The organism is Pseudomonas sp. GB2N2, from assembly GCF_054897705.1.
The window spans coordinates 3,633,611-3,659,882 of record NZ_CM142701.1 but is presented as its reverse complement, the minus strand read 5'-3'; the positions used below and the strand labels follow the sequence as shown (position 1 = coordinate 3,659,882).

At 58.1% G+C, this 26,272-nt stretch carries 22 protein-coding genes and 3 tRNA genes; 23 read left to right on the top strand and 2 right to left on the bottom strand.

The window, feature by feature from the left end; genetic code table 11:
* The 5 genes from dapB to ACYZT4_RS16960 all read left to right on the top strand — a co-directional run bounded on the left by dapB (position 1) and on the right by ACYZT4_RS16960 (position 6,447).
* Complete coding sequence (gene dapB, locus ACYZT4_RS16980) at positions 1-807, top strand: 4-hydroxy-tetrahydrodipicolinate reductase (protein ID WP_461981514.1); 807 nt, start codon at positions 1-3, stop codon at positions 805-807.
* Between the two features lie 257 nt (positions 808-1,064).
* Positions 1,065-2,201, top strand: a complete 1,137-nt coding sequence (carA, locus tag ACYZT4_RS16975; protein ID WP_461981512.1) for a glutamine-hydrolyzing carbamoyl-phosphate synthase small subunit — start codon at positions 1,065-1,067, stop codon at positions 2,199-2,201.
* A gap of 118 nt (positions 2,202-2,319) precedes the next feature.
* A complete protein-coding gene (gene carB / locus ACYZT4_RS16970) occupies positions 2,320-5,541 on the top strand; it encodes a carbamoyl-phosphate synthase large subunit (protein ID WP_461981510.1) in 3,222 nt (1,073 codons plus the stop codon).
* The gene (greA, locus tag ACYZT4_RS16965; RefSeq protein WP_461981508.1) at positions 5,538-6,014 is read left to right on the top strand and encodes a transcription elongation factor GreA; all 477 of its coding nucleotides are present in this window, start codon (positions 5,538-5,540) and stop codon (positions 6,012-6,014) included. The genes carB and greA overlap by 4 nt, the downstream gene beginning before the upstream one ends.
* A 28-nt stretch (positions 6,015-6,042) precedes the next feature.
* Positions 6,043-6,447 (top strand): MFS transporter, encoded by a 405-nt coding sequence (locus ACYZT4_RS16960; protein ID WP_461981506.1) that lies wholly within the window; start codon positions 6,043-6,045, stop codon positions 6,445-6,447.
* A 9-nt stretch (positions 6,448-6,456) separates the two neighbouring features.
* Here the strand turns inward: ACYZT4_RS16960 and ACYZT4_RS16955 are convergent, their stop codons facing one another.
* Positions 6,457-6,765 (bottom strand): YhbY family RNA-binding protein, encoded by a 309-nt coding sequence (locus tag ACYZT4_RS16955; protein ID WP_059403182.1) that lies wholly within the window; start codon positions 6,763-6,765, stop codon positions 6,457-6,459.
* Between the two features lie 101 nt (positions 6,766-6,866).
* On the opposite strand from ACYZT4_RS16955, the gene rlmE reads away from it, so the two are divergent.
* The 17 genes from rlmE (at position 6,867) to ACYZT4_RS16870 (ending at position 22,819) form a co-directional block, all read left to right on the top strand.
* The gene (gene rlmE, locus ACYZT4_RS16950) at positions 6,867-7,496 is read left to right on the top strand and encodes a 23S rRNA (uridine(2552)-2'-O)-methyltransferase RlmE (RefSeq protein ID WP_461981504.1); all 630 of its coding nucleotides are present in this window, start codon (positions 6,867-6,869) and stop codon (positions 7,494-7,496) included.
* Positions 7,497-7,698: 202 nt separating this feature from the next.
* Positions 7,699-9,609 (top strand): ATP-dependent zinc metalloprotease FtsH, encoded by a 1,911-nt coding sequence (ftsH, locus tag ACYZT4_RS16945; RefSeq protein WP_438657941.1) that lies wholly within the window; start codon positions 7,699-7,701, stop codon positions 9,607-9,609.
* Positions 9,610-9,617: 8 nt separating this feature from the next.
* A complete protein-coding gene (folP, locus tag ACYZT4_RS16940; RefSeq protein ID WP_461981502.1) occupies positions 9,618-10,469 on the top strand; it encodes a dihydropteroate synthase in 852 nt (283 codons plus the stop codon).
* Positions 10,470-10,485: 16 nt separating this feature from the next.
* Positions 10,486-11,823, top strand: coding sequence for a phosphoglucosamine mutase (gene glmM / locus ACYZT4_RS16935; RefSeq protein WP_461981500.1), 1,338 nt, complete (start codon positions 10,486-10,488; stop codon positions 11,821-11,823).
* 66 nt (positions 11,824-11,889) lie between these two features.
* The gene (gene tpiA, locus ACYZT4_RS16930) at positions 11,890-12,645 is read left to right on the top strand and encodes a triose-phosphate isomerase (protein ID WP_461981498.1); all 756 of its coding nucleotides are present in this window, start codon (positions 11,890-11,892) and stop codon (positions 12,643-12,645) included.
* Positions 12,646-12,649: 4 nt separating this feature from the next.
* On the top strand, positions 12,650-13,033 hold the full coding sequence (secG, locus tag ACYZT4_RS16925; RefSeq protein ID WP_017336473.1) for a preprotein translocase subunit SecG: 384 nt from the start codon (positions 12,650-12,652) through the stop codon (positions 13,031-13,033).
* 22 nt (positions 13,034-13,055) lie between these two features.
* Positions 13,056-13,141, top strand: a tRNA-Leu gene (locus ACYZT4_RS16920).
* A gap of 96 nt (positions 13,142-13,237) precedes the next feature.
* A tRNA-Met gene (locus ACYZT4_RS16915) sits at positions 13,238-13,314 on the top strand.
* A gap of 138 nt (positions 13,315-13,452) precedes the next feature.
* Positions 13,453-13,911, top strand: coding sequence for a ribosome maturation factor RimP (gene rimP, locus ACYZT4_RS16910; protein ID WP_282375324.1), 459 nt, complete (start codon positions 13,453-13,455; stop codon positions 13,909-13,911).
* A gap of 47 nt (positions 13,912-13,958) precedes the next feature.
* Entirely contained in the window at positions 13,959-15,440 is a 1,482-nt protein-coding gene (gene nusA, locus ACYZT4_RS16905) for a transcription termination factor NusA (protein WP_461981495.1), read from the top strand.
* A 27-nt stretch (positions 15,441-15,467) separates the two neighbouring features.
* Positions 15,468-17,996, top strand: coding sequence for a translation initiation factor IF-2 (infB, locus tag ACYZT4_RS16900; protein WP_461981493.1), 2,529 nt, complete (start codon positions 15,468-15,470; stop codon positions 17,994-17,996).
* Positions 17,997-18,155: 159 nt separating this feature from the next.
* Positions 18,156-18,557 (top strand): 30S ribosome-binding factor RbfA, encoded by a 402-nt coding sequence (gene rbfA / locus ACYZT4_RS16895; protein WP_008149016.1) that lies wholly within the window; start codon positions 18,156-18,158, stop codon positions 18,555-18,557.
* Positions 18,558-18,560: 3 nt separating this feature from the next.
* Positions 18,561-19,478, top strand: coding sequence for a tRNA pseudouridine(55) synthase TruB (truB, locus tag ACYZT4_RS16890; RefSeq protein ID WP_461981491.1), 918 nt, complete (start codon positions 18,561-18,563; stop codon positions 19,476-19,478).
* A gap of 117 nt (positions 19,479-19,595) precedes the next feature.
* Positions 19,596-19,865 carry a 30S ribosomal protein S15 gene (gene rpsO / locus ACYZT4_RS16885; protein WP_003176135.1) on the top strand — a complete coding sequence of 90 codons (270 nt, stop codon included), beginning with the start codon at positions 19,596-19,598 and terminating at the stop codon, positions 19,863-19,865.
* Positions 19,866-20,059: 194 nt separating this feature from the next.
* Entirely contained in the window at positions 20,060-22,165 is a 2,106-nt protein-coding gene (gene pnp, locus ACYZT4_RS16880; RefSeq protein ID WP_461981489.1) for a polyribonucleotide nucleotidyltransferase, read from the top strand.
* Positions 22,166-22,303: 138 nt separating this feature from the next.
* A tRNA-Thr gene (locus ACYZT4_RS16875) sits at positions 22,304-22,379 on the top strand.
* Positions 22,380-22,513: 134 nt separating this feature from the next.
* A complete protein-coding gene (locus ACYZT4_RS16870; protein ID WP_461981487.1) occupies positions 22,514-22,819 on the top strand; it encodes a DUF6388 family protein in 306 nt (101 codons plus the stop codon).
* A 73-nt stretch (positions 22,820-22,892) separates the two neighbouring features.
* Here the strand turns inward: ACYZT4_RS16870 and nadC are convergent, their stop codons facing one another.
* Positions 22,893-23,741 (bottom strand): carboxylating nicotinate-nucleotide diphosphorylase, encoded by an 849-nt coding sequence (nadC, locus tag ACYZT4_RS16865; protein WP_461981485.1) that lies wholly within the window; start codon positions 23,739-23,741, stop codon positions 22,893-22,895.
* A 283-nt stretch (positions 23,742-24,024) separates the two neighbouring features.
* Here nadC and ACYZT4_RS16860 point away from each other — a divergent pair, with 283 nt between their 5' ends.
* Positions 24,025-26,214, top strand: coding sequence for a DUF1631 domain-containing protein (locus ACYZT4_RS16860; RefSeq protein ID WP_461981483.1), 2,190 nt, complete (start codon positions 24,025-24,027; stop codon positions 26,212-26,214).
* Positions 26,215-26,272: the final 58 nt, after the last annotated feature.

Below are 26,272 nucleotides of genomic sequence, written 5' to 3'. Positions count from 1 at the left end.
ATGCGACGTATAGCTGTGATGGGCGCCGCTGGCCGCATGGGCAAGATCCTGGTTGAAGCGGTGCAGCAACGCGCACCGCTGACCGGTCTCACCGCTGCCATCGTGCGTCCCGGCAGCACGCTGATTGGCGTGGATGCCGGCGAACTGGCTTCGCTCGGGCGCATTGGCGTGCCGCTGTCCGCTCATGTGGAAGCGGTGGCTGAAGAGTTCGACGTGTTGATCGACTTCACGCTCCCGGAAGTCATGCTGAAAAACCTGGCGTTCTGTCGTAAGGCGGGCAAAGCCATGGTCATCGGCACGACCGGCCTGGATGCCGCTCAGAGGCAGTTGCTGGTCGAGACGGGCAAGGACATCCCGATCGTGTTCGCGGCCAATTTCAGTGTCGGGGTGAACCTGTCGCTGAAGCTGCTCGACATGGCCGCTCGGGTGCTGGGTGATGAGGCCGATATCGAGATCATCGAGGCTCATCACCGGCACAAGATCGATGCGCCTTCGGGCACTGCACTGCGCATGGGTGAAGTGATTGCCAGCGCGCTGAATCGCGATCTGCAGAAGGTCGCGGTGTACGGGCGTGAAGGCCACACCGGTGCGCGGGAGCGTGAAACGATCGGTTTCGCCACTGTTCGTGGTGGTGATGTGGTCGGTGATCACACTGTGCTGTTTGCCTGTGAAGGCGAGCGCCTCGAAATCACGCATAAGGCTTCGAGTCGCATGACGTTCGCCAAGGGTGCGGTGCGTGCGGCGTTGTGGCTGGAGGGTCGCAAGCCAGGCCTGTACGACATGCAAGACGTGCTCGACCTGCGTTAAGGTGCCGCCGAAATCGGGCTCAAACCTTGCGTTTGGCCCGGTTTTATTACGCCAAGCGACGCCCTGTCGCATTCCCCGGCCTTTAAGGCTCATTGGCGGTAGACCAAAAATGCCTTTTTCTGTAAGCTACAGCTTTAGTGTGTTCACTAAAAGCGCGCAGAATAATTCAGTGAATGAGCGGGGTGACGTGTCCATACGTCACTCCGCTTTTTTACACCTGCGATCGCCCTTTCAGGCTTTATTTACGGGAGGTCTTCTTGACTAAGCCAGCCATACTCGCCCTTGCTGATGGCAGCATTTTTCGCGGCGAAGCCATTGGAGCCGACGGTCAAACCGTTGGAGAGGTGGTGTTCAACACCGCCATGACCGGCTATCAGGAAATCCTTACCGATCCTTCCTACGCCCAACAGATCGTTACCCTGACGTACCCGCACATCGGCAACACGGGCACCACGCCGGAAGATGCCGAGTCCGATCGCGTCTGGTCCGCTGGCCTGGTCATCCGTGACCTGCCACTGGTTGCGAGCAACTGGCGTAACACGATGTCCCTGGCCGATTACCTGAAAGCCAACAATGTCGTGGCAATCGCCGGTATCGACACCCGCCGCCTGACGCGCATCCTGCGTGAGAAAGGCGCACAGAACGGCTGCATCATGGCCGGTGACAACATTTCCGAAGAAGCGGCCATCGCCGCGGCTCAGGGTTTTCCTGGCCTCAAGGGCATGGACCTGGCGAAAGTCGTCAGCACCAAGGAAGCCTACGAGTGGCGCTCGACTGTCTGGGACCTGAAAACCGACAGCCACGCGACCATCGACGCTTCCGAGCTGCCATACCACGTCGTTGCCTACGACTATGGCGTCAAGCTGAACATCCTGCGCATGCTGGTCGAGCGCGGTTGCCGCGTGACCGTTGTGCCGGCACAGACCCCGGCCGCCGACGTGCTGGCGCTGAAGCCGGACGGCGTGTTCCTGTCTAACGGCCCAGGTGATCCGGAGCCTTGCGACTACGCGATTCAGGCGATCAAGGACGTGCTCGAAACCGAGATTCCGGTGTTCGGCATCTGCCTCGGTCACCAACTGCTGGCCCTGGCCTCCGGCGCCAAGACCCTGAAAATGGGCCACGGCCACCACGGTGCCAACCACCCGGTCCAGGATCTGGACAGCGGTGTGGTGATGATCACCAGCCAGAACCACGGTTTTGCGGTAGACGAAACGACCCTGCCAGCCAACGTTCGCGCGATCCACAAATCGCTGTTCGACGGCACCCTGCAAGGCATCGAGCGTACCGACAAGAGCGCCTTCAGCTTTCAGGGTCACCCGGAAGCGAGCCCTGGCCCGAACGACGTAGCGCCTCTGTTTGATCGCTTCATCAACGAAATGGCCAAGCGACGCTGATCGCTTGCCCTGATGCAGCAAAGCTTGAGGGTGGTCCCGACACCGGCGACCCCCTCAAGGCTTCACAGATTGAACAAGACGGCTTGCCGACTGACCTGCGGATTTGAGTGACAAACCCATGCCAAAACGTACAGACATAAAAAGCATCCTGATTCTCGGCGCTGGCCCGATTGTGATCGGCCAGGCTTGCGAATTCGACTACTCCGGCGCCCAGGCCTGCAAAGCCCTGCGCGAAGAGGGTTACCGCGTCATCCTGGTGAACTCCAACCCGGCGACGATCATGACCGACCCGGACATGGCCGACGCCACGTACATCGAGCCGATCAAGTGGCAGACCGTCGCCAAGATCATCGAGACAGAACGTCCGGACGCTCTGTTGCCCACCATGGGCGGCCAGACCGCTCTGAACTGCGCACTGGACCTGGAGCGCGAAGGCGTTCTGGAGAAGTTCGGCGTAGAGATGATTGGCGCCGACGCCGACACCATCGACAAGGCAGAAGACCGCTCGCGTTTTGACAAGGCGATGAAATCCATCGGTTTGGACTGCCCGCGTTCGGGTATCGCCCACAGCATGGAAGAAGCCAACACCGTGCTCGAGAAGCTGGGCTTCCCGTGCATCATCCGTCCGTCCTTCACCATGGGTGGCACCGGCGGTGGTATCGCTTACAACCGCGAAGAGTTCGAAGAAATCTGCGCCCGTGGTCTGGACCTGTCGCCGACCAAAGAGCTGCTGATCGACGAATCCCTGATCGGCTGGAAAGAATACGAGATGGAGGTTGTCCGCGATAAGAAGGACAACTGCATCATCGTCTGCTCCATCGAAAACTTTGACCCGATGGGCGTGCACACCGGTGACTCGATCACTGTTGCGCCGGCGCAGACCCTGACGGACAAGGAATACCAGATCATGCGGAACGCCTCCCTGGCGGTACTGCGTGAGATCGGCGTGGAGACCGGCGGTTCTAACGTGCAGTTCGGCATCTGCCCGGACACCGGCCGTATGGTCGTCATCGAGATGAACCCGCGGGTGTCCCGTTCCTCGGCCCTGGCGTCGAAAGCTACCGGTTTCCCGATTGCGCGTATCGCTGCCAAGTTGGCGATCGGCTATACCCTGGATGAGTTGCAGAACGAAATCACCGGCGGCGCTACGCCGGCATCCTTCGAGCCGTCGATCGACTATGTCGTCACCAAGCTGCCGCGTTTCGCCTTCGAGAAATTCCCGAAAGCCGACGCACGCCTGACCACTCAAATGAAGTCGGTTGGTGAAGTCATGGCCATCGGCCGGACCTTCCAGGAATCCCTGCAGAAAGCCCTGCGCGGCCTGGAGGTGGGCGTTTGCGGTCTGGACGAGAAGCTCGACCTGAGCAATCCGGAAAGCATGAGCATCCTCAAGCGCGAACTGACCGTGCCGGGCGCCGAGCGCATCTGGTACGTGGCTGACGCCTTCCGCGCCGGCCTGTCGGTCGAAGACATCTTCGGCATGAACATGATCGACCCGTGGTTCCTGGTGCAGATCGAAGATCTGATCAAGGAAGAAGAGAAGGTCAAGACCCTGGGTCTGGCCAGCATCGACCGCGACTTGATGTTCAAGCTCAAGCGCAAAGGCTTCTCCGACATGCGTCTGGCCAAGCTGCTGGGCGTGACCGAAAAAGCTTTGCGTCGCCACCGTCACAAGCTGGAGATCTTCCCGGTCTACAAACGCGTTGACACCTGCGCGGCCGAGTTCGCCACCGACACTGCCTACATGTACTCAACTTACGAGGAAGAGTGCGAAGCCGCGCCGTCGGGCCGCGACAAGATCATGATCCTCGGCGGCGGTCCTAACCGTATCGGCCAAGGCATCGAGTTCGACTACTGCTGCGTACACGCGGCACTGGCTCTGCGCGCCGACGGTTACGAGACCATCATGGTCAACTGCAACCCGGAAACCGTATCCACCGACTACGACACCTCCGATCGCCTGTACTTCGAACCCGTGACACTGGAAGACGTGCTGGAAATCGTCCGCGTCGAGAAGCCGAAAGGCGTGATCGTCCAGTATGGCGGTCAGACTCCACTGAAACTGGCTCGCGCCCTGGAAGAAGCCGGCGTGCCGATCATCGGCACCAGCCCTGACGCCATCGACCGTGCCGAAGACCGTGAACGCTTCCAGCAGATGGTTGAGCGTCTGAACCTGCGTCAGCCGCCAAACGCGACCGTGCGCAGCGAAGACGAAGCGATTCGTGCCGCGAGCAAGATCGGTTACCCGCTGGTGGTTCGCCCGTCCTACGTACTGGGCGGCCGTGCCATGGAAATCGTCTACGAAGAAGAAGAACTCAAACGCTACCTGCGTGACGCGGTGAAAGTGTCGAACGACAGCCCGGTGCTGCTCGACCACTTCCTCAACTGCGCCATCGAAATGGACGTGGATGCGGTCTGCGACGGCACCGACGTGGTGATCGGCGCAATCATGCAGCACATCGAGCAGGCGGGTGTTCACTCCGGTGACTCCGCGTGCTCCCTGCCGCCGTACTCGCTGCCTGCGCACATTCAGGACGAGATGCGCGAACAGGTCAAGAAGATGGCCCTGGAACTGGGCGTTGTCGGCCTGATGAACGTGCAGTTGGCGTTGCAAGGCGAGGACATCTACGTCATCGAAGTCAACCCGCGCGCTTCCCGTACCGTACCGTTCGTGTCGAAGTGCATCGGTGTTTCCCTGGCAATGATCGCGGCTCGCGTCATGGCCGGTAAAACCCTGAAGGAAATCGGCTTCACCAAGGAAATCATCCCGAACTTCTACAGCGTGAAAGAGGCGGTGTTCCCGTTCGCCAAATTCCCTGGTGTGGACCCGATTCTGGGCCCTGAGATGAAGTCCACCGGTGAAGTGATGGGCGTCGGCGACACCTTCGGCGAAGCATTCGCGAAGGCCCAGATGGGCGCCAGCGAAGTGCTGCCGACCGGCGGCACCGCGTTCATCAGCGTGCGTGATGACGACAAGCCACTGGTTGCAGGCGTGGCCCGTGATCTGATCAACTTGGGCTTTGAAGTCGTCGCCACCGCCGGTACTGCCAAGCTGATCGAAGCCGCAGGCCTGAAAGTGCGTCGTGTGAACAAGGTGACCGAGGGTCGTCCGCACGTGGTCGACATGATCAAGAATGACGAAGTCACGCTGATCATCAACACCACCGAAGGCCGCCAGTCGATCGCTGACTCGTACTCCATTCGTCGCAACGCCTTGCAGCACAAGATCTACTGCACCACCACCATTGCTGCTGGCGAAGCCATCTGCGAAGCGCTGAAGTTCGGTCCCGAGAAGACTGTGCGCCGCTTGCAGGATCTACACGCAGGATTGAAGGCATGATCAAATATCCAATGACTGTCCAGGGCGCGAAAGCCCTGGAAGAAGAACACGCTCACCTGACCAAGGTCATCCGTCCGAAGCTCAGCCAGGACATTGGTACAGCCCGCGAGCTGGGTGACCTGAAGGAAAACGCCGAATACCACGCTGCCCGCGAGCAGCAGGGTATGGTCGAGGCGCGTATTCGTGACATCGAAGGCCGGATCCAGAACCAGGTCATCATCGACGTCACGAGCATTCCTCGCACGGGCAAGGTGATTTTCGGCACCACCGTTGAAATCGCCAACGTCGAGACGGATGAGCGCGTCACTTACCACATCGTGGGTGAGGACGAGGCTGACTTCAAACTCGGCAAGATTTCTGTCGGTTCGCCACTGGCTCGCGCCTTGATTGCCAAGGAAGAGGGGGATGTGGTCGCCGTGAAAACGCCTGGTGGCGTTATCGAGTACGAGATTGTCGAAGTCCGCCACATCTGAAAGAAGGCGCCCGCTCCGTGCGGGCGCCATGCTTTGGCAGCTGGCTCAGATGTTGTGGGTTGGCGGCCTGTGGCTGTTACATATCGGTCTGCTGCCGGTGCTGGGGCGAATTGGCCTGGCGCCGCTGCTGATCGACGAAATTGCAGGCATGCTCAATTCGCTGATGGTGGGATTCGCCACAGCGTGCGTGATTTTTCAGGCTTTGGTGCTGGTTCAGGCTGAGGGCCTTGGCAGTCTATGGCGCGATATTCGCGGGCAACTGCTGATGATGGCGCTGTATGCATGCGTAATGTACGGCGTGGCGCGTGCGGGCTGGCCAGATGCCGTGCGTTGGCAGGTGTTCAGCTATCTCGTTCTGGGCTTTTCCGGGCTGGTGCTGGTGTTGCAACCAGTGCCTGGATGGAGTGGCAGGGTGCGCGAAGCACACCCTTGACCCTTGCCATCACTTGAAGCGATGGACGTTCGACAGCTGCTTGTTGACGCTGAAGTTCTTGCGGTAAATCAGTGCCATCTTGCCGATGACTTGAACCAGATCCGCTTTGCCGACCTTGCAGAGCTCTGCAACGGACGCCAGGCGTGATTCGCGATCGAGGATGTTGAGCTTGATTTTGATCAGCTCGTGATCCGCCAAAGCGCGTTCAAGTTCGGCTAACACACCTTCAGTCAAACCGTTGTCAGCCACAATCAAAACGGGTTTCAGATGGTGGCCAATGGATTTGTACTGTTTCTTCTGCTCTTGAGTGAGCGGCATAATCTGACCCTTTCGTCTGGATTCTGTAAAATGGCGGCCATTTTACCCGAGGGTTCGTGGATCCGCCCAATTAATCACGACCCTTATCATCGAGGTGCCCAATGGCGCGTTCCAAGACAAGCCTTGGTTGGCTGAAAAGACATGTCAATGATCCCTATGTGAAGCAGGCGCAGAAAGATGGTTACCGCTCGCGTGCGAGTTACAAGCTTCTGGAGGTCCAGGAGAAATACAAGCTGATCCGTCCGGGTATGAGCGTTGTCGACCTGGGAGCGGCCCCCGGCGGCTGGTCGCAGGTCACTAGTCGGCTGATCGGTGGTCAGGGGCGTCTGATCGCCTCGGACATCCTGGAAATGGACAGCATCCCGGACGTGACTTTCATCCAGGGTGACTTCACCCAGGACGAAGTGCTCGCTCAGATCCTTGAAGCCGTGGGTAATTCGCAGGTGGACCTTGTGATTTCCGATATGGCCCCCAATATGAGTGGTACGCCTGAGGTAGATATGCCGAAAGCCATGTTTCTATGTGAGCTGGCTCTTGATCTGGCGGCTCGGATACTCAAGCCGGGCGGTAATTTCGTGATCAAGGTGTTTCAGGGCGAAGGGTTTGATGCTTACGTGAAGGACGCCCGTCAGAAATTCGACAAGGTCCAGATGATCAAGCCGGACTCCTCCCGTGGCAGTTCCCGCGAGCAATACATGCTGGCTTGGGGCTATCGCGGCCATAGTGAGTAAATCGAGGTTTTTTTGCGGGTCGATAGGTTTTTCGTATTTCGCCCCGTGAGCTTTAGCGAATATTGTGTAGAAAGTGTTTCACAAAGGGTTACAGACGGCGCCTGCCAGAGTCGTAGGTAATGTAGTAAGTTAGGCCGGTGAATATCATGCGAAGCGCGCGCCATTAGCGGAGCTTGCTTCAGAGGGTAGTTAATTGAACGATATGGCAAAGAATCTGATCCTGTGGTTGATCATCGCGGCTGTCCTGGTGACAGTGATGAACAACTTCTCCAGCCCTAACGAGCCGCAAACCCTCAACTATTCCGACTTCATCCAGCAGGTCAAGGATGGCAAGGTCGAGCGCGTAGCCGTTGATGGCTATGTGATTACCGGTAAGCGCAACGATGGCGACAGCTTCAAGACCATCCGTCCTGCAATCCAGGATAACGGTCTGATCGGCGATCTCGTGGACAACCACGTGGTAGTCGAAGGCAAGCAGCCTGAGCAGCAAAGTATCTGGACCCAACTCCTGGTCGCGAGCTTCCCGATCCTGGTGATCATCGCCGTGTTCATGTTCTTTATGCGGCAGATGCAGGGTGGTGCCGGAGGCAAGGGCGGGCCGATGAGTTTCGGCAAGAGCAAGGCACGCCTGCTCTCCGAAGATCAGGTCAAAACTACCTTGGGTGACGTTGCCGGTTGCGACGAAGCCAAGGAAGAAGTCGGTGAGCTTGTCGAGTTCCTCCGTGATCCGGGCAAGTTCCAGCGTCTGGGCGGCCGAATTCCTCGCGGCGTGCTGATGGTTGGTCCTCCGGGTACCGGTAAAACCTTGCTCGCGAAAGCGATTGCCGGCGAAGCCAAAGTGCCGTTTTTCACCATTTCCGGTTCTGATTTCGTCGAAATGTTTGTCGGTGTCGGTGCCAGCCGTGTTCGTGACATGTTCGAGCAAGCCAAGAAGCACGCGCCGTGCATCATTTTCATCGATGAGATCGACGCTGTCGGTCGCCATCGTGGTGCTGGCATGGGTGGTGGTCACGACGAGCGCGAACAGACTCTCAACCAGTTGCTGGTAGAGATGGACGGTTTCGAAATGAATGACGGCATCATCGTCATTGCCGCAACCAACCGTCCTGACGTACTCGACCCTGCATTGCTGCGTCCAGGTCGTTTCGACCGTCAGGTCGTGGTCGGTCTGCCGGACATCCGCGGCCGTGAGCAGATTCTCAAAGTCCACATGCGCAAAGTGCCGATGGGTGACGACGTCGCTCCGGCCGTGATCGCTCGTGGTACGCCTGGTTTCTCCGGTGCCGACCTCGCCAACCTGGTGAACGAGGCGTCGCTGTTCGCTGCCCGTACCGGCAAGCGAATTGTCGAGATGAAAGAATTCGAGCTGGCCAAAGACAAGATCATGATGGGCGCTGAGCGCAAATCCATGGTCATGTCCGAGAAAGAGAAGCAGAACACTGCTTATCACGAAGCAGGCCACGCCATTGTTGGTCGGGTCGTGCCAGAGCATGACCCGGTCTACAAGGTGTCGATCATTCCGCGCGGTCGTGCGCTGGGTGTGACCATGTTCCTGCCGGAAGAAGACCGATACAGTCTGTCCAAGCGTGCGTTGATCAGCCAGATCTGCTCGCTGTACGGCGGCCGCATCGCAGAAGAAATGACACTGGGCTTCGACGGTGTGACTACCGGTGCGTCCAACGACATCATGCGTGCCAGCCAGATCGCACGAAACATGGTGACCAAGTGGGGTCTTTCGGAAAAACTCGGTCCTTTGATGTACGCGGAAGAAGAGGGTGAAGTATTCCTCGGTCGCGGCGGCGGTGGTCAGAGCGCAAGCTTCTCCGGTGAGACAGCCAAGTTGATCGACTCTGAAGTGCGCAGCATCATCGATCAGTGCTACGGCACGGCCAAGCAGATCCTCACGGACAACCGTGACAAGCTTGATGCCATGGCTGACGCCCTGATGAAGTATGAAACGATCGATGCCGATCAGATCGACGACATCATGGCGGGTCGCACGCCTCGTGAACCTCGCGACTGGTCGGGTGGCACCGGTACTTCCGGGACCCCTCCGGCAGTGCAGGATCCGCGTCCGGAAACACCGATCGGCGGTCCGGCTGCTGACGTTTAAGGTTTGAAATGACTTCTGTTCTGTCCTCGACCCGGTTGCCTTGCGGCAACCGGGTTCTTGATTTGGCCCAGACGCATGTCATGGGTATTCTCAATGTCACTCCCGACTCTTTTTCTGACGGTGGCCAATACAGCCAGCTCGATGCGGCCTTGCGCCACGCCGAAGCCATGGTGCTGGCCGGTGCGACGCTGATTGATATCGGCGGCGAATCGACCCGACCTGGTGCCAGGGCAGTCTCCCCGCTAGAGGAGCTTGAGCGCGTAGCGCCAGTCGTCGAGCGCATCTATCGCGAACTGGACGTGATTATCTCCGTTGATACCTCCACGCCAGCCGTTATGCGTGAAAGCGCGCGGTTGGGTGCAGGTCTGATCAATGACGTTCGTTCATTGCGTCGTGAGGGTGCTCTGGATGCAGCAGCGGACACCGGGTTGCCGGTTTGCCTGATGCATATGCTCGGTGAGCCCGGTGATATGCAAGACAATCCGCGCTATGAAAACGTCACCCTGGAGGTGAGCGAGTTTCTTGCCGGGCGTATGGCTCAGTGCGCGGCAGCAGGGATTCCGGCAGAAAGGATCATCCTGGATCCGGGTTTTGGCTTTGCGAAAAATTTGCAGCACAATCTAAGTTTGCTCAAGCATATGGAAGCCTTGCATGCCTTCGGGCGGCCCCTGTTGGTCGGGGTTTCGCGCAAGAGCATGATTGGGCAGGCGTTGAATCGCCCGGTCGGAGACCGGCTATCTGGTGGCCTGGCGCTCGCGGCGCTGGCTTCATTCAAGGGTGCGCGTATATTGCGCGTCCATGATGTGGCCGAAACTGTCGACGTGGTGCGCATGATCGCCGCGGTAGAATCAGCCGAATAAGAATGATGGAGCACTTATGACTAAGAAATACTTTGGCACCGACGGCATTCGTGGTCGGGTCGGCGAATATCCGATTACTCCTGAATTCATGCTCAAGCTCGGTTGGGCTGCGGGCATGGCGTTCCGCAAAATGGGCGCCTGCAAAGTGTTGGTGGGCAAGGACACCCGGATTTCGGGGTACATGTTCGAATCAGCGCTCGAGGCCGGGCTGACGTCGGCCGGTGCTGACGTGATGCTCCTGGGGCCGATGCCGACGCCTGCCATCGCCTATCTGACGCGCACGTTCCACGCCGAAGCCGGCATTGTGATCAGTGCTTCGCATAATCCTCACGATGACAACGGCATCAAGTTTTTTTCCGGAAAGGGCACCAAGCTGCCGGATGAAATCGAGCACATGATCGAAGAGTTGCTCGATACCCCGATGACTGTGGTCGAGTCGAGCAAGATCGGCAAGGTGTCGCGAATCAACGACGCCTCGGGCCGCTATATCGAATTCTGCAAAAGCAGCGTACCGACGGGCACCAGCTTTTCGGGCCTGAAGATCGTGATCGATTGCGCTCATGGTGCCACCTACAAGGTCGCGCCGAGTGTGTTCCGCGAGTTGGGCGCCAGCGTCGTCGTGCTATCAGCGCAGCCGAATGGTTTGAACATTAATGAAAACTGCGGTTCGACCCATATGGGGCAGCTGCAGGCGGCTGTACTGGCCGAGCACGCGGATCTCGGCATTGCGTTCGACGGTGATGGCGACCGCGTGCTGATGGTCGATCACACCGGCGCTATCGTCGATGGTGACGAACTGCTGTTCATCATTGCTCGCGACCTGCATGAGCGCGACCTGCTGAAAGGTGGCGTGGTCGGGACGTTGATGAGCAACCTGGGCCTTGAGCTGGCACTCGCGGATCTGTCGATTCCGTTTGTGCGTGCCAACGTCGGCGATCGCTATGTGATTGCGGACCTGCTGGAGCGTAACTGGCTGGTAGGTGGTGAGAACTCGGGTCACATCGTTTGCTTCAATCACACCACCACCGGTGATGCGATCATTGCTGCGTTGCAAGTGCTGATGGCGTTGAAGACTCGCTCCGAGGGATTGGCTCAAGCCCGTCAGTCGTTGCGCAAGTGTCCTCAGGTGCTGATCAATGTGCGTTTCGGTGGTGGTGCCAGTCCGCTCGATCATCCGTCGGTCAAGGAGGCCAGCGAGCGCGTTACCAAGGCCATGGCGGGTCGTGGGCGCGTTCTGTTGCGCAAGTCCGGCACCGAGCCGTTGGTGCGCGTCATGGTGGAAGGCGAGGACGAAACACAGGTTCGCGGCTATGCCGAAGAGCTGGCAAAACTGGTTACAGAAGTTTCTGCCTGAATTCGGCTTGCCAGCCATGATTGTGTTGGGTAACATCTGCGCCCACTTTGACCGACGAGGTACAGCATGCGTCGCCCTATGGTAGCTGGTAACTGGAAGATGCACGGTACCCGCGCCAGCGTCGCTGAGCTGATCAAAGGCCTGAGTCAATTGGCCTTGCCGAGCGGTGTTGATGTAGCGGTATTCCCGCCTTGCCTGCATATCAATCAAGTGATTGATGGCCTGGAAGGAAAGTCGATTTCGGTCGGCGCGCAGAATTCTGCGGTGGAATCCGGGCAAGGTGCATTGACCGGTGAAGTTGCGCCGAGTCAGTTGATGGATGCAGGTTGTTCCCTGGTACTTGTCGGGCACTCCGAGCGCCGCCAGATTATGGGCGAGCAGGACGGAATGTTGATCCGCAAGTTCGCAGCGGCGCAGGCATGTGGCTTGATTCCGGTGTTGTGCATAGGGGAGACCCTGGAGCAGCGGGAAGCCGGGGAAACTCTTGAAGTGGTCGGGCGTCAGCTGGGCTGCATCATCGAGGAGCTGGGTGTCGAAGTATTTGCAAATGCAGTAATTGCTTACGAGCCGGTCTGGGCCATTGGCACCGGGCTGACTGCTTCACCGCAACAGGCGCAGGATGTGCACGCAGCCATCCGCGCCCAGTTAGCGGCAGAAAATTCTGAAGTCGCACAAGGTGTGCGGCTTCTATACGGCGGCAGCGTGAAGGCGGCCAATGCGGTCGAACTGTTCGGCATGCCGGATATCGATGGGGGGCTCATTGGTGGAGCTTCCCTGAATGCAGATGAGTTCGGTGCGATCATTCGCGCCGCGGGAAACTGAAAAAATGCTGGAAACAGTCGTAGTCGTTTTTCATCTGCTGGGTGCATTGGGCGTAGTTGCTCTGGTATTGCTGCAGCAGGGTAAAGGTGCGGATGCTGGCGCGTCTTTCGGAGCAGGTGCTTCAAATACTGTGTTCGGAAGCCAAGGTTCCTCTACCTTTCTTAGTAAGTTTACTGCTATACTTGCCGCCGGTTTCTTCATAACCAGCTTAGGGTTAGGTTATTTTGCTAAAGAGAAAGCTCACCAGCTGACTCAAGTAGGTTTGCCAAACCCGGCAGTGTTGGAAGTTCCAAAGCAACAACCGGCTTCTGATGATGTACCGGTGCTTCAAGAGCAAAAGTCGGCTACTCCAGCGACTGACGTGCCTCCAGCTCAAGAGCAAAAGTAAGAAGGGTTTCAAACGTAGTATTGCCGAGGTGGTGGAATTGGTAGACACGCAACCTTGAGGTGGTTGTGCCCATAGGGTGTAGGGGTTCGAGTCCCCTTCTCGGTACCAATTATCAGGAGAGCCCGCCGTTGCGGGCTTTCTTGTAGGTGGAAGGTTACATTGACCCTGCAAGGGATCGGTCGTATACTTCCGCCCCAGCTTTGTCGCGGGGTGGAGCAGTCTGGTAGCTCGTCGGGCTCATAACCCGAAGGTCGTCGGTTCAAATCCGGCCCCCGCAACCAGTTTAAGGAGCCCCTTTTAAGGGGCTTTTTGTTAGCTGGACACTTTCTACGCCGCTGTTCGACGGCGTTTCAAGGATGGGCGTTTCGCCCATTTTTTTATTTTGCATAGCATGCACATACATGCACGAGGGGGTTCAGGTGTCGAGCAAGCTAGAAGAGTTGCAGGCCTTGTTGGCCCCGGTGGTCGTGGCCCTAGGCTATGAATGCTGGGGTATTGAGTTCTCGGCTCAAGGTCGCCACTCAATGTTGCGCGTTTATATTGATAAAGAAGGCGGCGTGCTGGTGGACGATTGTGCCATCGTCAGCCGTCAGATCAGCGGTGTCCTGGACGTTGAAGATCCAATCGCCGTTGAGTACACCCTTGAGGTTTCCTCGCCTGGCATGGAACGCCCGCTGTTCACTATTGAGCAGTTTGCAAAATTTGCCGGTGACCAAGTGAAGATCAAGCTGCGCTCGCCTTTTGAAGGGCGACGCAACTTTCAGGGCCTTCTGCGCGGTGTAGAAGAGCAGGACGTCGTGGTGCAGGTAGAAGACCATGAATTCCTGTTGCCGATCGATATGATCGACAAGGCCAACATTATTCCCAGTTTTGACTGAGACGCGGATCCCGCGGATCCAATGGCTTGCGAAAGGCGAGGCGTACGATGAGCAAAGAAGTACTGCTGGTTGTTGAGTCGGTATCCAATGAAAAGGGCGTACCGGCAAACGTAATTTTTGAAGCGCTGGAGCTGGCTCTGGCCACTGCTACCAAAAAGCGGTTTGAGGACGAAGTCGATCTGCGTGTGGAAATCAATCGCCACACCGGTGCTTACGAGACTTTCCGTCGTTGGACGGTTGTCGAAGAAGCAGACCTGGACGATCCGGCCATCGAAACCTGGCCGAGCAAGGTTGCTGAAACGCACCCTGGCGCTCAGGTCGGTGAAGTAGTCGAAGAAAAGATCGAGTCCATCGAGTTCGGCCGTATCGCGGCACAGACTGCCAAGCAAGTCATTGTGCAGAAGGTTCGCGAAGCCGAGCGCGCTCAAGTCGTTGACGCCTACCGCGAGCGCCTGGGGGAAATCATCTCCGGCACCGTGAAGAAAGTGACTCGCGACAACGTGATCGTCGATCTGGGCAACAACGCTGAAGCGTTGCTGGCTCGTGAAGACATTATCTCCCGTGAAACCTTCCGGGTTGGCGTACGCCTGCGTGCGCTGCTCAAGGAAATCCGCACCGAGAACCGCGGCCCGCAGTTGATCCTGTCGCGTACCGCGCCGGAAATGCTGATCGAGTTGTTCCGCATCGAAGTGCCGGAAATCGCTGAAGGCCTTATCGAAGTGATGGCCGCGTCCCGCGACCCGGGTTCGCGCGCCAAGATCGCGGTCCGCTCCAAGGACAAACGCATTGACCCGCAAGGCGCTTGCATCGGTATGCGCGGTTCGCGCGTCCAGGCAGTGTCGGGCGAGTTGGGCGGTGAACGTGTGGACATCGTCCTGTGGGACGACAACCCGGCTCAGTTCGTGATCAACGCCATGTCCCCGGCTGAGGTTGCGGCAATTATCGTTGACGAGGATGCCCATGCAATGGACATCGCCGTTGGCGCAGACAATCTGGCTCAGGCCATCGGTCGCGGTGGTCAGAACGTGCGTCTGGCTAGCCAGTTGACTGGCTGGACCCTGAACGTGATGACCGAATCGGACATCCAGGCTAAGCAGCAAGCAGAAACCGGCGACATCCTGCGCAACTTCATCGACGAGCTGGAAGTCGACGAAGACCTGGCGCAGGTGCTGGTAGATGAAGGCTTCACCAGTCTGGAAGAGATTGCCTACGTACCGGTGGAAGAGATGCTCAACATCGACGGCTTTGACGAGGAAACCGTCAACGAGCTTCGTGCTCGTGCCAAGGATCGTTTGTTGACCAAAGCTATCGCTACTGAGGAAAAGCTGGCAGACGCCCATCCGGCCGAAGACCTGCTCTCGCTTGAGGGTATGGACAAGGATTTGGCGATGGAACTGGCGGTGCGCGGCGTAATTACCCGCGAAGACCTGGCCGAGCAGTCTATTGACGATCTGCTCGACATCGACGGCATTGACGATGATCGTGCCGGCAAGTTGATCATGGCCGCCCGAGCCCATTGGTTCGAGTAATTAGGCGCGGCCTGAGGAGAGAAGTGCATGACGCAAGTCACGGTGAAACAACTGGCCGATGAGGTCAAAACACCGGTAGAGCGCCTGTTGCAGCAGATGCGTGAGGCAGGTCTGCCGCACACCGCCGCCGAAGAACATGTGACTGACAGTGAGAAGCAATCTTTGCTGACTCACTTGAAAAGCAGCCACAAGGCGAAAGTGGAAGAACCACGCAAGATTACACTGCAGCGTAAAACCACCAGCACCTTGCGTGTTGCTGGCAGCAAAAGCATCAGTGTTGAAGTCCGTAAGAAGAAAGTTTTCGTACAGCGCAGCCCGGAAGAAATCGAAGCCGAGCGCAAACGCGAACTGGACGAACGTCGCGCAGTAGAAAATGCTGCTCGTCAGAAGGCTGAAGAAGAAGCCAAGCGTCGCTCCGAAGAAGATGCGCGTCGCCCTGCTGCTGCGCAAACCGCTTCCAACGATGCTGTTGCAGCGCCGGTTGCCGTTGCCGAGCCAGTGCGTGAAAGCGCGCCGGTTGTTGCAGCTGCTCCTGCTCCGTCTGCTGACGTCCGCAACAAGCAGAACGAACAGCGCCGTCCGGACAAGCCACGTGCCGACGATAACAATCGTCGCAGCGGTGGTGGCGACGGCGAGCGTAAAAACGCTCCGCATCGTGCTTCGGTCAAAGAGAAAGCGCCTGCTCCACGCGTTGCTCCACGTACTACCGACGAAGAAAGCGATGGCTTCCGTCGTGGTGGTCGCGGCAAGGCCAAACTGAAGAAACGCAACGCCCACGGTTTCCAGAGCCCAACCGGCCCTGTCGTGCGGGATGTGCAGATTGGCGAGACCATCACTGTTGGCGATCTCGCCAATCAGATGTCGGTCAAGGCTGCTGAAATCATCAAGTTCATGTTCAAACTGGGCACTCCAGCGACCATCAACCAGGTGCTTGATCAGGAAACTGCTCAGTTGGTAGCCGAAGAACTGGGCCACAAAGTGACCCTGGTCAGCGACACCGCCCTCGAAGATTCCCTGGCCGAGTCCCTGAAGTTTGAAGGTGAAACGTTCTCCCGTGCACCGGTTGTGACCGTCATGGGCCACGTTGACCACGGTAAAACGTCGCTGCTCGACTACATCCGTCGTGCCAAGGTAGCTGCTGGCGAAGCCGGCGGTATCACCCAGCACATCGGTGCATACCACGTTGAAACTGATCGCGGCATGGTCACGTTCCTCGACACCCCTGGTCACGCCGCGTTCACCGCAATGCGTGCCCGTGGTGCCAAGGCGACTGACATCGTGATCCTTGTGGTTGCAGCGGACGACGGCGTGATGCCGCAGACCATTGAAGCCGTTCAGCACGCCAAGGCTGCCGGGGTTCCACTGGTTGTCGCAGTGAACAAAATCGACAAGCCGGGCGCTGATCTCGATCGCATCCGTAGCGAACTGTCGGTTCACGGTGTGACCTCGGAAGAGTGGGGCGGCGACACTCCGTTCGTATCGGTTTCGGCGAAAGTCGGTACTGGCGTGGACGAGTTGCTCGAAGCTGTTCTGCTGCAAGCTGAAGTTCTTGAGCTGAAAGCGACTCCGTCGGCTCCAGGCCGTGGCGTCGTGGTTGAATCGCGTCTCGACAAAGGTCGTGGCCCGGTGGCTACCGTTCTGGTTCAAGACGGTACCCTGCGCCAAGGCGACATGGTCCTGGTCGGTTCGAACTATGGCCGTGTACGTGCCATGCTCGACGAGAACGGCAAGCCAATCAAGGAAGCCGGTCCTTCCATCCCTGTCGAGATCCTCGGCCTGGACGGTACCCCGGACGCTGGCGATGAGATGAGCGTGCTGTCGGACGAGAAGAAAGCCCGTGAAGTGGCTCTGTTCCGTCAAGGCAAGTTCCGCGAAGTCAAGCTGGCCCGTGCTCACGCCGGCAAGCTGGAAAATATCTTCGAAAACATGGGCCAGGCAGAGAAGAAGACGCTCAACATCGTCCTCAAATCTGACGTCCGCGGCTCGTTGGAAGCGTTGAACGGTGCCTTGAACGGCCTGGGCAACGACGAAGTGCAAGTGCGTGTTGTCGGTGGCGGTGTGGGTGGTATCACCGAATCCGACGCCAACCTGGCACTGGCCTCCAACGCTGTACTGTTTGGCTTCAACGTGCGTGCCGATGCTGGCGCTCGCAAGATCGTCGAGCAGGAAGGTCTGGATATGCGTTACTACAACGTGATCTACGACATCATCGAAGACGTCAAGAAAGCCCTTACCGGTATGCTGGGCAGCGATGTTCGCGAGAACATCCTGGGTACCGCTGAAGTGCGTGACGTGTTCCGTTCGCCGAAGTTTGGCGCGATCGCCGGTTGCATGGTTATCGAAGGTGTTGTTCACCGTAACCGTCCAATCCGTGTACTGCGTGAAGACATCGTTATCTTCGAGGGCGAGCTGGAATCCCTGCGCCGCTTCAAGGATGACGCTTCCGAAGTACGTGCCGGCATGGAATGCGGTATCGGCGTGAAGAGCTACAACGATGTCAAAGTCGGTGACAAAATCGAAGTCTTCGAGAAGGTTCAGGTTGCTCGCAGCCTCTAACTCGCGCACTTCAAGGGCCACGCCAGGCCGTCGCATGCCAATGCGCGGCACGGTGTCAGGACTCTAAACGCAACGCCCGGTCTGGCTTTTGTCAGGCCGGGCGTTTGCCGCTTTCAGACCCCACGGGTTTCACCGTGTGGCAGTAACAGGTAACAAGACATGGCAAAAGAATACAGCCGTACCCAACGTATCGGCGATCAGATGCAGCGTGAGCTGGCACAGCTGATCCGTCGTGAAGTCAAAGACCCGCGCGTCGGCCTGGTCACTATTACCGCTGTTGAAGTCAGCCGTGACGTCGGTCACGCGAAGATCTTCATCACCGTGATGGGTCAGGACAACGCTGAAGACATCGCACAAAGCATCAAGGTGCTCAACTCCGCCGCCGGTTTCCTGCGCATGCAGTTGGCCCGCGAAATGAAGTTGCGCAGCGTTCCGCAGTTGCACTTCCACTACGACGAAAGCGTCGTGCGTGGCGCGCACCTGTCGGCACTGATCGAGCGTGCGGTGGCTGAAGACAATCAGCACCCGGTTGCGGCAGAAGCCGAAGACACCAAGGAGTAATCGGTGGCTCAGGTCAAACGTATCCGTCGTAACGTCAGCGGCATCATCCTGCTCGACAAACCGCTTGGCTTCACTTCCAACGCGGCGCTGCAGAAGGTTCGCTGGTTGCTGAACGCCGAGAAGGCCGGGCACACCGGCAGTCTCGATCCGCTGGCCACCGGCGTGCTGCCGTTGTGCTTCGGCGAGGCCACCAAGTTTTCGCAATACCTGCTCGATTCCGACAAGGCTTATGAAACCCTGGCGCAGCTCGGCAAAACCACCACCACGGCGGATGCCGAAGGTGAAGTTTTGCAGGAGCGTCCGGTGACCGTTGGTCGCACCGATGTCGAAGCGGCACTGCCGAAATTTCGTGGGCAAATCAGCCAGATACCGCCGATGTACTCAGCGCTCAAGCGTGATGGCCAGCCGCTGTACAAGCTGGCGCGTGCAGGCGAGGTAGTGGAGCGCGAACCGCGTTCTGTTACTATTGCGCGCTTGGAATTGCTGGCGTTCGAAGGTGATACTGCGCGGCTTGCGGTGGATTGCACCAAAGGCACCTATATCCGCACCCTGGTGGAGGATATTGGTGAAGAGCTCGGTTGTGGCGCTTACGTTGCGCAATTGCGACGTACCCAGGCCGGCCCTTTTACCTTGGCGCAGACAGTCACGCTCGAAGAGCTGGAAGCGGTACATGCCGAAGGCGGCAACGAAGCGGTCGACCGCTTCCTGATGCCATCGGACAGCGGCCTGCTGGATTGGCCACTGTTGCAGTTCTCGGAGCACAGTTCGTTCTACTGGCTCAACGGCCAGCCGGTACGCGCTCCGGATGCACCGAAGTTCGGCATGGTACGGGTACAGGATCACAATGGTCGCTTCATCGGTATCGGTGAAGTGAGCGAAGACGGGCGCATCGCGCCGCGTCGACTGATTCGGTCAGAATGACCGGACGAGGGTGGCTGTTAACAGGCATGGTCACTACTCATTTTTAGATACAGGGATTTGTCCCTGGCCTGTTGAAGCTGTTTTTCTGAAACAGTTTCCTGATAAAAGGATTGCCTCATGGCTCTCGACGTTCAAGAAAAAGCTCAAATCGTAGCTGACTATCAGCAAGCTGTTGGTGACACTGGTTCGCCAGAGGTGCAAGTTGCACTGCTGACCCACAACATCAACAAACTGCAAGGTCACTTCAAGGCCAACGGTAAAGATCACCACTCCCGTCGTGGTCTGATCCGCATGGTAAACCAGCGCCGTAAGCTGCTGGACTACCTGAAAGGCAAGGATCTGGGTCGTTATCAGGCTCTGATCGGTCGCCTGGGTCTGCGTCGCTAATAAGCGATTGCGCTAGAGGTTGGTTGTCTGCCGTGCGTCAACGGGTTTCCCGCTGGCGCATGGCAGGCTCCCAGCCTCAAGTTTTATCTGGATGGTCGTTTTACCCTGGACAGGCGTTGGGCCGATTCCCGACATTGCCCAAGAATTTCGCAAGAAGACAAGTTCCCCAAGAGCCACAAAGAAGGTAGGACACCGTGAACCCGGTTATCAAAAAATTCCAGTTCGGTCAGTCGACCGTTACCCTCGAGACAGGCCGTATCGCCCGTCAAGCCTCCGGCGCAGTGCTGGTTACCGTTGACGATGACGTCACCGTATTGGTGACCGTTGTAGGTGCCAAGCACGCTGACCCAAGCAAAGGCTTCTTCCCTCTTTCCGTTCATTACCAGGAAAAGACTTACGCTGCCGGTAAGATCCCTGGCGGTTTCTTCAAGCGTGAAGGCCGTCCTTCCGAGAAAGAAACCCTGACTTCCCGACTGATCGACCGTCCGATCCGTCCGCTGTTTCCAGAAGGTTTCATGAACGAAGTGCAGGTTGTCTGCACCGTCGTTTCCACCAGCAAGAAGACCGATCCCGACATCGCTGCGATGATCGGTACTTCGGCTGCCCTGGCTATCTCCGGTATTCCTTTCGATGGCCCGATCGGCGTTGCCCGCGTTGCTTTCCACGAAAGCACCGGCTACCTGCTGAACCCGACTTACGAGCAACAGAAAGCATCGAGCCTGGACATGGTCGTTGCCGGTACGTCGGAAGCCGTGCTGATGGTTGAGTCGGAAGCCAAAGAGCTGACCGAAGACCAGATGCTGGGCGCGGTACTGTTTGCTCACGACGAGTTCCAGGTTGTGATCAACGCGGTTAAAGAACTGGCTGCCGAAGCTGCCAAGCCGACCTGGACCTGGACTCCACAACCAGAAGCCACCGCTCTGCTGGGTGCTATCCGTGCCGAATTCGGCGAAGCGATCTCTCAGGCTTACACCATCACCATCAAGGCCGACCGTTACGCTCGCCTGGGCGAGTTGAAGGATCAAGTGGTTGCCAAGCTGTCCGGTGAAGAAGGCCAGCCTTCGTCCAGCGAAGTCAAAGCTGCCTTCGGCGAAATCGAATACCGCACCGTTCGCGAAAACATCGTTAACGGCAAGCCACGTATCGACGGCCGCGACACCAAGACCGTTCGTCCGCTGAACATCGAAGTCGGCGTTCTGCCGAAGACCCACGGTTCGGCGCTGTTCACCCGTGGCGAAACCCAGGCTCTGGTCGTTGCAACACTGGGCACCGCCCGTGACGCACAACTGCTGGACACCCTGGAAGGCGAGAAAAAAGACCCGTTCATGCTGCACTACAACTTCCCTCCGTTCTCGGTAGGTGAGTGTGGTCGCATGGGTGGTGCTGGTCGCCGCGAAATCGGTCACGGCCGTCTGGCCCGTCGTTCGATCGCCGCCATGCTGCCTGCCGCTGACGTGTTCCCGTACACCATCCGTGTAGTGTCGGAAATCACCGAATCGAACGGTTCGAGTTCCATGGCTTCCGTTTGCGGCGCTTCCCTGGCCCTGATGGACGCTGGTGTGCCGATGAAGGCGCCGGTTGCCGGTATCGCCATGGGTCTGGTTAAAGAAGGCGAGAAGTTCGCCATCCTGACCGACATCCTGGGTGACGAAGATCACCTCGGCGACATGGACTTCAAAGTAGCCGGTACCGCCAAAGGCGTGACCGCGCTGCAGATGGACATCAAGATCAAGGGCATCACCGAAGAGATCATGGAAATCGCTCTGGGCCAAGCCCTGGAAGCGCGCCTGAATATTCTCGGCCAGATGAACCAGATCATTGGCCAGTCGCGTACCGAGCTGTCGGAAAACGCTCCGACCATGATCGCGATGAAAATCGACACCGACAAAATCCGTGATGTTATCGGTAAAGGCGGCGCGACCATTCGTGCGATCTGTGAAGAGACCAAGGCTTCGATCGACATCGAAGACGACGGTTCGATCAAGATCTTCGGCGAAACCAAGGAAGCGGCTGAAGCAGCACGTCAGCGCGTTCTGGGTATCACCGCTGAAGCTGAAATCGGCAAGATCTATGTCGGTAAAGTTGAGCGCATCGTCGATTTTGGCGCATTCGTCAACATCTTGCCTGGCAAGGACGGTCTGGTTCACATCTCGATGTTGAGCGATGCTCGCGTAGAGAAAGTGACCGACATCCTGAAAGAAGGCCAGGAAGTGGAAGTATTGGTACTGGACGTGGACAACCGCGGCCGTATCAAGCTGTCCATCAAGGACGTAGCAGCGGCCAAGGCTTCGGGCGTTTAATCACCCCCGCGCCTGACCGCTTCAACGTTGTAGAAAATGCCCCGCAGTGAACACTGCGGGGCATTTTTTTGCCTGCAGGAAATTGAGACAAATCGCAAAGTTGCCTGACCAGAAAGTCAGTGCTAGGTTTAGCCCACTGCCCGTGTAGCTCAGTTGGTAGAGCAGCGCACTCGTAACGCGAAGGTCGCAGGTTCAATTCCTGTCTCGGGCACCAGCGACACTGTGTTTTCAAATGATCCACGAATGGTTCTGAAGGCCAGACAAACCGGGCGTCATACGGTTTTTTGCGTCAGAGAGATCCTTGATGATCCAGATCCATCTTCCATTCCCCCGATCAGCGAGAACGACATGACCGTTAAAGAATTGACCCAGGAAGCCAGGCACGAAGAAGCACTCAAGAAGTACCTGCTTGATTCACCCCAGCTAGTCGAAGAGATCAAGGACCTGCCCGCCGACGATCAGAAAGACCAGGTCCAGTGGGCGTTCGAGGACGAGGCAGAATCCCAGGGCTTGCAGCCGTGGGAACTGACGCTCAAGTACACCTCGAGCCCGGAAGAATTCGAGGCGGCGCGACTGGTGCTGCACAAGGAGGCGGCCGAGGTATTGGGCGTCGAGTGGGAAGAGTACTGCGAGATGAATAATTTAGTCGTTTAAGCGCTTCAAGCGTCAAGCTTCAAGCGGCAAGTCAAAGCGCGACCGCTTGCAGCTTGCAGCTTGCAGCTGCTTCTCAAAGACTGAGGCGCATCGACAAGTCGATAGCCTTCACATCCTTGGTCATCGCCCCGATCGAGATGTAGTCCACCCCGGTCTCTGCGATCGGCAGCAGTGTGTTTTCGTTAATGCCGCCGCTGGCCTCCAGTTTTGCCTTGCCGCCATTCAGGCGCACCGCCTCGCGCATGTCATCCAGGCTCAATTCGTCGAGCATGATGATATCGGCACCGGCCTCCAAAGCTTCTTTCAGCTCCGCCAGGCTTTCCACTTCGATTTCCACCGGTTTGCCCGGTGCAATCTTGTGCGCGGCGTTGATTGCCTCAGGTATACCGCCGCACGCCGCGATGTGGTTTTCCTTGATCAGGAAGGCGTCGTACAGCCCGATGCGGTGGTTGTGGCAGCCGCCGCAGGTGACTGCGTACTTTTGCGCCAGTCGCAGCCCCGGCAGGGTTTTGCGGGTGTCGAGCAGCTTTACCTGGGTTTCGCCTACAAAATCCGCCAGGTATTGCGCGCGAGTGGCGACACCGGACAGCAATTGCAGGAAATTCAATGCGCAGCGCTCGCCCGTCAGCAACGAGCGCGCAGGGCCTTCGAGGTGGAACAGCGCCTGATTGGGCTTTGCCCGTTCGCCATCGCGCACTTGCCAATGCACGGCGACTCGCGGGTCCAGTTGCCGGAATACCGCATCCACCCAAGCCGTGCCCGCAATGACAGCGGCGTCGCGCGTGATGATGGTGGCTTTAGCCAGGCGTTCGGCCGGGATCAACTGTGCAGTGATGTCGCCGCTGCCGATGTCTTCGAGCAGCGCGCGGCGCACGTTGGCTTCGATTTCGGCGTTCAAATCGGCGAGACGTAGATTCGGCATAACAGACTCCACAAACTAAGTGGCCCAATTATAGGGCCATGGCGCCGGGCAACCCAAGGCGTGAAAACCCTTCCAGAGCGCTGCCCCTGCATTTTGTCGATTTGCCTGAGCAATTGGTGTTAAGCCGCGGTCGATCAATAACGTCTATTTCCATAAGCGCGCAGAAGTCTGCTGGCACCGGGGACATCTTTTGCAAGATAATGCGCCTTGCATTTGGCGTCACGACTTTGACAGGTCGTGCGTCACTCGCTAAACCGCAGCATTACCGTTTCAGGAGGCCAGGATGCACAACGACGGGAATGTAGTGCCTTTGCACAAGGCTGCTACGGATCAGGCGATCCATTCGCCGCTCGCCCGTGTGCCTGTGATTCTGCTTCGGGTTCGTGACAAGGCCATGCTCCAGCTCAGGCATGGCTTGCAGGAACTGTTCGATAACGCGGACGACACGCTGTTCGAAATGGCCGACCGCGCTCGAGATGACGTTGAACAGAACCTCTTTTTCGAAGCGATGCGCGACTTGCGTCTCAAGCGGAAAAGTATCGAGCGGGTGTTTCTCGAACAATTTCTCGAGGCATTTGTCCGCCTCACCTTGCCTGGCACCACCCCGACTGCCTTGCCCCTCGATTTTGCAACCACCCAGTCTGGCGATGATCTGGAACGTAGCGTGGCGATAGACGCCATGGTCAATAAAGTCCTGAACCGCGACGGTTTTGCCCTCGACCAACTGACTGCCCGACTCAGCACTTTGATGGGCAGGAAGCTGGTGGCTCAGCACAATCCGCTGGGTCCCGCGATGCTCTGCGGGTACTTCATGCAGGCCGTGCGCAACCTGGGGGTGGAGATCAAAGTCAAGCTGATCATCCTCAAGCTCTTCGAGCGATATGTGATCAGCGGCGCCGACCAGCTCTACGCCGAAGCGAATCAGTTGTTGATTGCCACCGGAATGCTCCCCGACCTCAAGCCTGCACCTTCGCGACGCGCCACCGATCATGCGCTGGCCAGCGCCCATGCCGAGCCCGCCGAAGCCCCGACCCGCGCCAGCAGCGCACCGGTCGACGAAGGCGTGCAGGAAGTGTTCGCCGCGCTTCAGAAACTGCTGTTCCACGTGCGCGGCAGTGTTGCGCCGACTCTGGAAATCAGTGCTCCGGCGCAGCCGATTTCTACGCGCGACCTGCTGCGCATGCTCTCGCACTTGCAGCAATACGTGCCGGCACCAACTGCCACGGACGACTTCGACCTGCGCAACCAGCTGGAACAACTGCTGACCCGGGTCAGCGTGAAAAGCGGCAAGTCGCGTGTGGTCGGCGTGGCCGATGAAGACGTGATCAACCTGATCGCCATGTTGTTCGAATGCATTCTCGATGATCGCAACGTGCCGGATTCACTCAAGGCGTTGATCGGTCGCTTGCAGATCCCGATGCTCAAAGTCGCGGTGCTCGACAAGAGCTTTTTCAGTCGCGCCAGCCATCCAGCCCGTCGTCTGCTGAACGAAATTGCCGCTGCCGCGTTGGGCTGGGGCGAATGCGATGACAATGCGCGCGACAGTCTGTACCTGCGTATCGAACAAGTGGTGCAGCGCTTGCTGAACGACTTTGTCGACGACCCGGCAATCTTTTCCGAACTGCTGGCAGACTTTCTCGCGTTTACCGGCGATGAGCGTCGTCGCAGCGAGCTGTTGGAGCAGCGCACCCGCGATGCCGAAGAAGGCCGCGCGAAAACCGAAATGGCCCGTCAGCGCGTCGAGCTGGCATTGAATCAGGCACTGTTAGGCAACGTGTTGCCGCAACGGGTGGTCGCTTTCGTCCAGGAGGCCTGGAGCCAAGTGTTGCTGCTGACATGTCTCAAGCATGGCGATCAGTCAGCCGAATGGCATACCGATGTGCAGACCATGGAACAACTGGTCTGGAGCGTGCAGCGTCATGATGAGCCTGGCGCGAGCCTGCGCTTGCTGGCGCTGGTGCCAGGTTTGCTTAAGTCATTGCGCGACGGGTTAAGCAGTTCGGCATTCGATCCGTTCGCCACGGGAGAGTTTTTCGGCGAACTGGAAAGCCTGCATATGCAACTGTTCGATCCAGCAACCGCCCGCGCGGCTGATGCGCCGGACATGGTGCAAGTGCAAGACGAAATAGTCCTGCGCACGGCTGATGAAGGGCTGATCGACGCGGCTTCGGTACGTTTGCCAGCGGATGATCCAGGCATGCTCCGGGTCGATCAATTGCACGTGGGTAGCTGGGTCGAATTTCAGGAAGATGAGGAGAACACGCTGCGCTGCAAGCTGGCTGCGATCATCGAAGCGACGGGCAACTACATTTTTGTCGACCGCACCGGGATGAAAGTGCTGGAGCGCAGCCGTAGCAGCCTGGCGCTGGATTTTCACTGTGGCGCGGTGCGTACGCTGGACGACACCTTGCTGTTCGACCGGGCACTCGAGTCAGTGATCGGCCATCTGCGCCGTCTCAATCGCGGCAAGTGATCGCATGCCGAGGGGCTATCGCGGCATACTGGGCACCCACACAGTCGACGTTGAAGGA